The sequence below is a fragment of the Streptomyces sp. NPDC059718 genome (assembly GCF_042733315.1).
In the GTDB taxonomy this organism is placed as follows: domain Bacteria; phylum Actinomycetota; class Actinomycetes; order Streptomycetales; family Streptomycetaceae; genus Actinacidiphila.
Window position 1 is genome coordinate 1 of the sequence record NZ_JBHWGA010000104.1, and the last position, 8556, is coordinate 8556.

11 protein-coding genes are annotated in these 8556 nt (G+C 70.9%); 3 read left to right on the forward strand and 8 right to left on the reverse strand.

All coding sequences use genetic code 11. The features are described from left to right. The first annotated feature begins 138 nt into the window (after positions 1–138). A complete protein-coding gene (locus tag ACFV3E_RS45910) occupies positions 139–804 on the forward strand; it encodes a nitroreductase (protein WP_500542402.1) in 666 nt (221 codons plus the stop codon). A gap of 385 nt (positions 805–1189) precedes the next feature. On the opposite strand, the gene snpA is transcribed toward ACFV3E_RS45910, so the two are convergent. From snpA to ACFV3E_RS45950, 8 genes are all read right to left on the reverse strand, one after another. Continuing rightward, positions 1190–1954 (reverse strand): snapalysin, encoded by a 765-nt coding sequence (snpA, locus tag ACFV3E_RS45915; protein WP_500542404.1) that lies wholly within the window; start codon positions 1952–1954, stop codon positions 1190–1192. A 488-nt stretch (positions 1955–2442) separates the two neighbouring features. Further along, positions 2443–2931, reverse strand: a complete 489-nt coding sequence (locus ACFV3E_RS45920; protein ID WP_500542406.1) for a hypothetical protein — start codon at positions 2929–2931, stop codon at positions 2443–2445. A 248-nt stretch (positions 2932–3179) separates the two neighbouring features. Continuing rightward, positions 3180–3851, reverse strand: coding sequence for a DUF4097 family beta strand repeat-containing protein (locus tag ACFV3E_RS45925; protein WP_500542408.1), 672 nt, complete (start codon positions 3849–3851; stop codon positions 3180–3182). Between the two features lie 240 nt (positions 3852–4091). Further along, positions 4092–4220 carry a hypothetical protein gene (locus ACFV3E_RS45930; protein ID WP_500542410.1) on the reverse strand — a complete coding sequence of 43 codons (129 nt, stop codon included), beginning with the start codon at positions 4218–4220 and terminating at the stop codon, positions 4092–4094. Positions 4221–4478: 258 nt separating this feature from the next. Then, the gene (locus ACFV3E_RS45935; RefSeq protein WP_500542412.1) at positions 4479–5033 is read right to left on the reverse strand and encodes a hypothetical protein; all 555 of its coding nucleotides are present in this window, start codon (positions 5031–5033) and stop codon (positions 4479–4481) included. A gap of 64 nt (positions 5034–5097) precedes the next feature. Further along, on the reverse strand, positions 5098–5517 hold the full coding sequence (locus ACFV3E_RS45940) for an arsenate reductase ArsC (RefSeq protein WP_500542414.1): 420 nt from the start codon (positions 5515–5517) through the stop codon (positions 5098–5100). A 14-nt stretch (positions 5518–5531) separates the two neighbouring features. Further along, positions 5532–6260, reverse strand: a complete 729-nt coding sequence (locus ACFV3E_RS45945; RefSeq protein ID WP_500542416.1) for an aquaporin — start codon at positions 6258–6260, stop codon at positions 5532–5534. Further along, positions 6257–6646 (reverse strand): ArsR/SmtB family transcription factor, encoded by a 390-nt coding sequence (locus ACFV3E_RS45950; RefSeq protein WP_500371446.1) that lies wholly within the window; start codon positions 6644–6646, stop codon positions 6257–6259. Before ACFV3E_RS45950 ends, ACFV3E_RS45945 begins: the two co-directional genes overlap by 4 nt. A 103-nt stretch (positions 6647–6749) precedes the next feature. On the opposite strand from ACFV3E_RS45950, the gene ACFV3E_RS45955 reads away from it, so the two are divergent. After that, on the forward strand, positions 6750–7229 hold the full coding sequence (locus tag ACFV3E_RS45955; protein ID WP_500542418.1) for an ArsI/CadI family heavy metal resistance metalloenzyme: 480 nt from the start codon (positions 6750–6752) through the stop codon (positions 7227–7229). Positions 7230–7488: 259 nt separating this feature from the next. Continuing rightward, the gene (locus ACFV3E_RS45960; protein ID WP_500542420.1) at positions 7489–8490 is read left to right on the forward strand and encodes an alpha/beta hydrolase; all 1002 of its coding nucleotides are present in this window, start codon (positions 7489–7491) and stop codon (positions 8488–8490) included. Positions 8491–8556 lie beyond the last annotated feature (66 nt).

Consider the following 8556-nt stretch of genomic DNA (forward strand, 5'->3'; position numbering starts at 1 on the left):
CGCCGGGCCGCGCGCCGGGCCCGCTTCCCGCCCCGGGCGCGCGGCATCTGCTCGGCATGTCCGGTGTGCGACCCGGCGACGCGTACGTGCCGAAGACGGTAGAGAGGTGGTCGTCGTGGAGTGAGAGGGCGGGAAGACGTGGACGTGTACGAAGCCGTGGACAGTCGCCGGGCCGTACGGGCGTTCAGCGACGCGCCGGTGTCCAGGGAGACTCTGGAGAGAGTGCTGGCCGCGGCGACGCGGGCTCCGTCGAGTGGCAACCTCCAGCCCTGGCATGTGTACGTCGTGACCGGCGGGCCCCTTTCCGAACTGAAGCGGCGCGCGACGGCCCGGGCGCTGGCGGGCGACCCGGGTGACGACCGGGAGTACCCGATGTACCCGGCCGAACTGGCCTCGCCCTATCTGGACCGCTTCTCCGCCGCGGCCGCCCAGCGTTACGAAGCGCTGGGGATCGAGCGCGACGACCCCGACAGGCCCAGGAAGATCGCGGCCTTGAACTCGGAGGCGTTCGGGGCGCCGGTCGTCCTGTTCTGCTACCTCGACCGGACGATGGGGCTCGGACAGTGGGCCGACGCGGGGATGTACCTGCAGACGGTCATGCTGCTGCTGAGGGCGGAAGGCCTGCACAGTTGCCCCCAGGTGATGTGGACCCTGTACCGCAGGACCGTCAGCCAGGCCGTCGGGGCCCGCGACGGCCTCGTGCTCTTCTGCGGCGTCGCGGTGGGCTACGAGAAGGAGGGCGTGCCTCGACTGCGCACCGGGCGCGCGGACATCACGGAGACGGTGAGCTTCGTCGGGGCATGACGCGGTCCTTCACCGGGCCCGCGTGCGGGACCGGCACTGGGACGGCCTCGCTTGGACGAGGCCGAGGCGGCTGTCCGTCCATGTGCGAGGCCGCCGTCCCAGCTCCGGGGGTGCCCATATGAGGCGAGGGCGGGTGGCGAGAGAGCCGGCTTCTGCTGATCGTGGCCCGGCTGGCAGTGCCGGCGACCAACCCGCCCTGTCGGCCACGTTCGAGGTCACCAACCAGTGGGGGGGGTTGGCTTCGCCTTCCGGGTCCGCCTTCCCGGGACGGCCGTACAAAGCACCAGCGTCTGTCGGCCGGCCGGCACGAGTGCTCAGAGGACCGTCTTGAGCATGCGGCTGTAGCCACCCTCGACGGCGAGCAGTTTCCCGCTTGGGAACGCGATCAATTCCAGGGCGTGCCGTTGCGCGGGCGCCCCGGACCGTGGCCCGGCGTCACGGTACCCGCCGGCGGTGCAGGGCTCAGGTGGTCACCGGGCTGGTTGAGCGTGCCCGGGGCCTGCGCGAGTCCGGAAGCCCACAGTTGGTCGACACGCGAGCGCTCGGTGGCGTTCGGGTAGCGGTTGGTGCAGGACGGGCCGGGGCCGCCGCCCGACATCAGCTCACTGCACGGCCCGCTGTAGTTGTCCGGCAGGCCCAGCACGTGCCCGGTCTCGTGGGTGACGACGCGGACCGAGTCGTCCTGCTGGTTCTGGGTGTAGTCGAGGAAGATGTAGCCGCTCCCGTGGCCGTTGGTGGAGGCGTAGGACCCGCGCGAGTCGTTGCCTTCGTAGTAGGAGAAGTCGGCGCCGCTCGAAGCCTCTTGAAGCTTGACGTTGGACTCGGAGCTGTTCCAGATCGAGGCCGCGCTCGATATCTGCGAACGGAAGCTCGGTGCCTGGGAGGCGTCGTAGTAGACGGTGACCGCCTGCGCGTTGGGCTGGGCGGCGCGCTTCTCGGCGACCGACTTGAGCACAGCCTTGAAGAACGCCGTGTTGTTCGCGGTCTCCGCAACCGACCCGTCGTACCGCGCCACGGAGGTACCGGTGGCAGCGGACGGGGTGGCGGGCGTCTGGGCGCTCGCCGGCACCGCCACGCCCAGCGCGCTGGAGGCCAGACCCAGGCCGAGAGCGACGGCGAGGAGCCTCGCGGAGGTTCGGGACGACTTCATGTGAGGGGCTCCTTCTCACTCGGTGACGTCGAGCGCCCGGTGCGCGGTCGACTCCGCGTGAACACCGGTTCCGAACTGCAGCGACGTCCTGTGAGGGGTCATTGTTAGAACGCCTCGGCAGGGAGCGCAAAGGGGTCCCGCCACTACGTCGCCTCGTAGGTCCCGGGACCTCGCCAGGACGGTGCGCGTGTCTCCGGTTGGCACATGGCGGCGGGAGGGAAAGCTGTCGCGACGTCAGAAGCCTTGCACCGCAGGGCAAGAGCCTGCAGGTCGGCCGGGAGTGATTCCGGGATGCGCTGCGGGATCAACATCCAGGCGAAAAGGGACAAACCCTCAGGTATCTGCCACGCCGTGTCTACTAAGTCGGCCAGTTGGTTGGCGGAACGCTGTGACCGACATCATAGAATTATGCGGTTCCGTCTCTTTCGTGCCGCTCCGGCCTCGAGTCGCCCCCCTCAGGGAGTCACCCCTCGGCGCTGCGCCGCCGCTCAGTCCTGATCGGAATGGAAGCCGGGCCCGCCGCGCGGCGCGAGGGAGAGGTGGTCGGTCGGTTCCTCGCCCGCCTCCGGGCCTCGGGGAAGCATGTAACCCCGGTTCACGCAGTAGTACGAACCATCGTCATTGCGCCCCACGCTGTCGTACGTCCAGCAGTGAAGCGTGGGCGCGAGCGTCCACATCCGCAGTGCCATGAGAACGCCGACGCAGGCGACAGCAGCCCGTCCGCCGTAGGACCGCCGGCCGGAGAGCGCCAGTCCGCCGAGGGCCACCAGGGCCGCGAACACCAGCATGGAGACGATCACCGGCCCCCTGTTCTCCCGCAGCCCGGGAAACGACTCCATCTCGATGGTGCCCGCGAAGCTGAACAACACCACGAGAACGGCAAAGGCGAAAACGAGGGCGGCCGTGCAGCCGCGGGCTGCGCGGTCGTACGGCCCGAGCGTGACCTCGTCTCGATCGACGGAGTGCTCCTCGTCCACGGCACCTCCTCGCCTGCGGGTGAGCCGCGATCGTAACGGGCCGGCAGAGCACGGCAGGAGGCGGGCCACCGCGCGCACGAACGGGGCGGCGCACTCCGACGGGTGTCGGTGTACGCCGCCCTGGGGTGTGGCGAGTTGCGGGAGACGGCCCGCGTTGCCATGGCGGTTACTTCGCGTCCTGGTCGCAGGACTTGCGCAGCAGGTGCGCCGCGATGGCCCGGTTGCTCATGAGGGGTGCTCCTTCGCGGTCACAGGCTGCGGGCGGTGATGTCGCCGTAGGAGGTGGTCGCGTGGATGTCCAGGTCGGCGGCGGCACCGTCGGTGTTCTTGAGGGTGTTGTTGATCCGGCCGTAGGCGGTGCCGGCGTCCAGGGAGGCGGAGACTCCGCGGGCGGCGCCCACCGAGATCGCGCCGTGCTCGGTCCGCAGCGTGACGGTGCCGCGTACGGCTTCGGTGATGACGAGGTCGCCCTTCTGGGTGCTGATCTCGGCGGGGCCGCCCAGGCGGCCGACCGCGATGTCGCCGGCGAGGACGGAGATGCGGGCGCTCTCGGCCTCGTCGAGCTTGACCGTGGCCTGCTGGCCCTCGAAGACGACGTCGCCGAGCCGTCCCACGCCGCGGAGTTCGGCGGCGGCCGCCTTCGCCTCGACGCGGGAGCCGGTGGGCAGTTGGACCGTCACGTCGATGGACCCGGATGCGCCGAGGACCCGGCTCTTCGCCGCCGGGACCTCGATCCGCAGGACGCCGTCGCGGTAGGCGACCTCGGCCTGCTCCGCCGCCTTCACGTCGCGGCTCTTCGAGGGGTCCGCGGCCAGGACCTCGACGGTGGCGTCGGCCCGGTCGGCGGCGATGAACCGGATGCGTCCGGCGGGGACGTCGAGGACGGCCAGGATCGGGGCGGGGGTGTCGAACTTCTGCATCGTGCTCTCCTTCGTCTCCATCGGGCGCCGGTGCGTCCCGGTGTTTCTGACATTGGAAACGCTACGTTGCGTTCGCTAGTACGGCAACAGGCTTGTTGCGCAACTAGGGTATCTCTGCAGGTCTTTGCGGAGAATTCGTTGCAATGGCTATGGATACAATGCAACGTCTCACTCTTGGCGCATTGCAATGAACGAAAGGTGAACGCTACACAGAGGGGAGGCCGACCCGTCGCTCCAGTCTCAGCCCGTTGCGGCCCGCCGCCAGGCGGAGGCGAGGGCGATGCGCTGGAGTTGCCGCGTGGTCAGGACGGGTTCGGCCCGTGATGCGGGCAGCTGGTAGGCGGGCGCGTTGACCGCGGTGATCACCACGCGCAGGCCGTCGGGGCGCAGCGTGTCGACGGTCCGTTCGACGGCACCTGCTCCACCGTGTGACGACGGAGCCGCGTGAATGCCGACGCGGGTACCGTCCGGGAGCGTGCGGGCGGAGTGGAACAGCTCGTCGAGGGCGGGGCTCCCGGCCTTCCACTGCTGAACGTTGACAGCGATGAGGCCCTTGCCCCGGCCGTCGTCAGCCGTGAGGTGGCCGAAGCCGCCCGGCGACGTCGCCCGGCGCCGGGCGCGTCCGGCTCAGATCTTGCCCGTGAGCACGCGGATGCGGTGACCCAGCGCCTGCCCGAAGGCGGCCGTGAAGTGAGGGCGCAGGGGCGGCCAGTCGTCGAACCGGAAGCCCAGGTGGGCGAAGGCGAAGTAGTCGCCGGTCCACTCCCAGTCGGGAAGCGGCGCGGGGCGGGCGCACGCCGGGCAGTCGAGGTCGGCGGCACCCGTGGTGTACCAGGTGCCGACGGCCTCGACCGGCCAGGCGGACGTGGAGCACCGGCAGCGGGGGCAGATCGCGGAAGGGAGTTCGTCCGGGCCGGCGACGAAGACCGTACGGCCCATGACCACCTGGACCTCTCCGCCGGGTTCCTCCTCCAACTCCCTGATCCGGGCCCGCGAGTCCCAGGGGACCAGGTCGACCGCCTCCCGCCAGCGCGGGCCGGCCAGATGTGCCACACCGTCCCGCCATGGCACCGGGCGGATGAAGCCTTCGGCCTCGAGCCAGTCCCTGCCACGCGGGCCCCACACGTCCGCCTCCTCCGCCGAGGCGTCCAGGTCCACGACGGTCTGCCGGTAGGTCCCCACAGCCCCCCTCCCCTCGCGTCGTACGGTCGAGCTTACGGACGGCGGAGGTCAGGTGATCCGGCGGTCATGACCGCGTCTCGACACCGAGTTCGGTGAGCAGCCCCACGATGCGCTGCTCGATCTCGTCACGGATCGGGCGGACGGCGTCGACGCCCTGACCGGCGGGGTCGTCCAGCTGCCAGTCGAGGTAGCGCTTGCCGGGGAAGTACGGGCAGGCGTCCCCGCAGCCCATGGTGATGACCACGTCGGAGGACCGCACCGCTTCGGTGGTGAGGACCTTGGGGACCTCGGCGGAGATGTCGATCCCGGCTTCCTCCATGGCCTCCACCACGGCGGGGTTGACCGCGCCGGCGGGCGCGGAGCCGGCCGAGCGGACCTCGACCCGGTCCCCGGCCAGGTGGGTGAGGAAGGCGGCGGCCATCTGGGAGCGGCCGGCGTTGTGGACGCAGACGAACAGCACGGACGGGACGGCGGGAGTGCTCACGAGGTCTTCCTTGATCAGATGCTGGTGGCGGCGAGTCCGGGCTCGGCGACGGGCGCCGAGGCCGGGGCGGTGCGTCCGAAAAGGACGGCGACCAACGCGAGGCCGAGGGCGGCGCCGACGAGCTGGGCGGCGACGAAGGGCCCCACGGAGGCGGGGGCGATGCCGGCGAAGGTGTCGGAGAAGGCCCGGCCGATCGTCACGGCGGGGTTGGCGAAGCTGGTGGACGAGGTGAACCAGTAGGCGGCGCCGATGTAGCAGGCGACCGCTGCCGGGGCGAGGCGCTGCTGCCCGGTACGGCCAAGGCCGAGGACGAGGAGGATCAGGCCCGCGGTCGCGACGACCTCGCCCAGCCACAGGTGACCGGCGGACCGGTCGTGCGCGGACCAGGCCACCAGCGGTTCGGCGAACATCGCGTCGGCCAGGACCGCACCACCGACGGCGCCGGCGATCTGCGCGGGCACATAGGCCGCGACCTCACGCGAACGGGGCCCGCTTCCGGTGGCGCGGCCCGTCCACCAGGCGGCGACGGTGACGACCGGGTTGAAGTGCGCGCCGGAGACGGGTCCGAGCAGCACGATGAGCACGCCCAGGCCGAACACCGTGGCAAGGGAGTTGGCGAGCAGCTGCACGCCGACGTCCCGTGAGAGCTGGGTGGCCTGGATGCCCGAGCCCACCACGACCGCGACCAGGGCGGCCGTACCGACGAACTCGGCCGCGACGCGCCGACCGAGGGAAGCGGTCATCCGAGGACCCCGGCGGCAGCCGGTTCGGCCGGTGCCTGGAGGAGCGCGGAGAGCCGCGCCAGCGCGGGCGGCAGCACCCAGTAGTAGACCCAGGTGCCGCGCCGCTCGGAGCCGACCAGCCCGGCTTCGCGGAGCACCTTCAGGTGGTGCGAGATCGTCGGCTGCGACACGTCGAACGGCCCGGTCAGATCGCATACGCAGGCCTCGCCGCCCTCGTGGGAGGCGATCAGCGACAGCAGCCGCAGCCGCACGGGGTCCGACAGCGCCTTGAACATGCGCGCCAGGTCGGCCGCGTCCACCTCGCCGAGGGGTTCGCGGACCATGGGCGAGCAGCACACGGCGGCCCCGTCGTCCTGCCCGAGGATCCGCAGCTCTGATTTCGACATGCGTCTATGTTGACGCCTGTCGATCCAGCTGGCAACCTCGGGCTTGTCGAGCTGTATCGACGGATGTCGATACAGAAGCGGACGGCAGATGAGGGAGACCGTCATGTCCCGTGTTCAGCTCGCCCTGCGCGTCGCCGACCTCGAGGGGTCCATCGCGTTCTACTCCAGGCTCTTCGGCGTCGAGCCCGCCAAACTCCGCCCCGGCTACGCGAACTTCGCCATCGCCGAGCCTCCGCTCAAGCTCGTCCTGATCGAGGGCGAGGACGGTCAGGACACCCGCCTGGACCACCTCGGCGTCGAGGTCGCCTCCACCGAACAGGTCGCCGCAGCCACCGGCCGGCTCCAGGAAGCCGGTCTGGCCACCTTCGAGGAGAACGACACCTCCTGCTGTTACGCCCTCCAGGACAAGGTCTGGGTCACCGGCCCCGGCAAGGAGCCGTGGGAGGTGTACGTGGTCAAGGCCGACGCCGACACCCTCGGCAAGAGCACCGAGGGCGCCCCGGCCACCGAAAGCTGCGGCTGCGCCTGCGGTCCCGGCACCACCGCTCACCGCGATCGTCCGACGACGACCGCCTGCTGCTGAACATCGCCGCACCGCACGGCCTTTCCCCTGTCGCGGCGTCATGTGCGCGGCCTCGGAAGGGCATACCAAGGCCAGGCGCATTACCTTACGGACTGAAGGTGGTCGGACTCGGCAGCGACAGCCGGATCGGTTACGGGCGGGCGCTGCACGGACGCCCACCGGCAGGGGATGCACGACCGGCCCGCCCGCAGCACGGTGATACGAACCCGCTGAACCGCGCCCGGGTCACTACCGGGCGGGTGGAGGGAAGGGGGATGTGGTGGCGTCACTCGGATTCCCAGGGCTGCGGGAACGTGTGAGGGAGTTGTCGGACGAGCAGCGGTACGCGGACGCGTACCGCCTCGTCACGGACGAGGGGCCGCAGTTCACCGAGAACGAATCGGAGGTCTACTACCTGCGGTCGTGTGCGGCGGCACGGATGGGCGACGCCGACCTTGCCGTCGCGCTCTTGCGAGAGGCCCTGGAGCGGGGCCACTGGTACGGCGACGTGCTGCTGCGTCAATCGCCCTCCTGGGAGCCCTTGCAGGGCATGGCCGACTTCGAGGAGGCGGCGCGTGAGAGCGCGGCTCGCCGGCGGGCCGCCTCCGTCCCCCCTCGCTACCTCGCCGTGGGGCGCGAGGCCGGTGTGCAGCCGCATCGCGCTGTCGTCGCTCTGCACGGCAACGGCGGGAACGCCCACGAATCGGTGGGCGCCTGGCGAGGGTTCGTGGGCGAAGGCCGACTGCTCGTGGCCCTCCAGTCCTCGCAGTGGATCGCGCGGAATCGCGCTGTCTGGGACGACGAGGCCTTGGCCCTGCGGGATGTCCGCGAACAGTACGCGGCGCTGAGGACCGATCACCGGTTGGACCTGGATCGCCTGGTCGTCGCAGGGTTCTCGATGGGCGCCGAGACCGTCTTGCGCCTGGCGCTCGAAGGGAGTGTCCCGGTGCGTGGCTTCGTGCTGCTGGGGATGGCCGGGCCGCGTACCGCCCACCCCGCGTCCTGGTCGCCGTCCATCGAGAAGCGGCACCGGAGCGGCCTTCCGTTGCGTGGCCTCTTCTTGGTGGGCGCGGACGACGACGGCGGGGTGCGGTACGGGAAGCTGTCCGCGCTCGCCGGGTTTCTCACCTCGCAGGGAGTTCCCTGCGAGGTGGAAGTGCTGCCGGGACTCGGGCACGGGTATCCGGGCGACCTTCTCCCCCACATCAGGCGGGCACTCGCCTTCATCGACTCGGACGACCGGGGACACACCATGGCCGACGGTCCTTCGCCTGCTTCGTAGGGCGCACGCCCGCAAGGGCAGGCCGGCCGGGCGCCACTCCCCCGCGCGGCGCGCCCGAGCCTGCCC

Bases quoted from the DNA above. Each gene is read 5' to 3' on its own strand.
- ACFV3E_RS45955 (WP_500542418.1), top strand. From the start codon at position 6,750: ATGTCCCGTGTTCAGCTCGCCCTGCGCGTCGCCGACCTCGAGGGGTCC.
- snpA (WP_500542404.1), bottom strand. From the start codon at position 1,954: ATGAAGTCGTCCCGAACCTCCGCGAGGCTCCTCGCCGTCGCTCTCGGC.
- ACFV3E_RS45945 (WP_500542416.1), bottom strand. From the start codon at position 6,260: ATGACCGCTTCCCTCGGTCGGCGCGTCGCGGCCGAGTTCGTCGGTACG.
- ACFV3E_RS45950 (WP_500371446.1), bottom strand. From the start codon at position 6,646: ATGTCGAAATCAGAGCTGCGGATCCTCGGGCAGGACGACGGGGCCGCC.
- ACFV3E_RS45925 (WP_500542408.1), bottom strand. From the start codon at position 3,851: ATGCAGAAGTTCGACACCCCCGCCCCGATCCTGGCCGTCCTCGACGTC.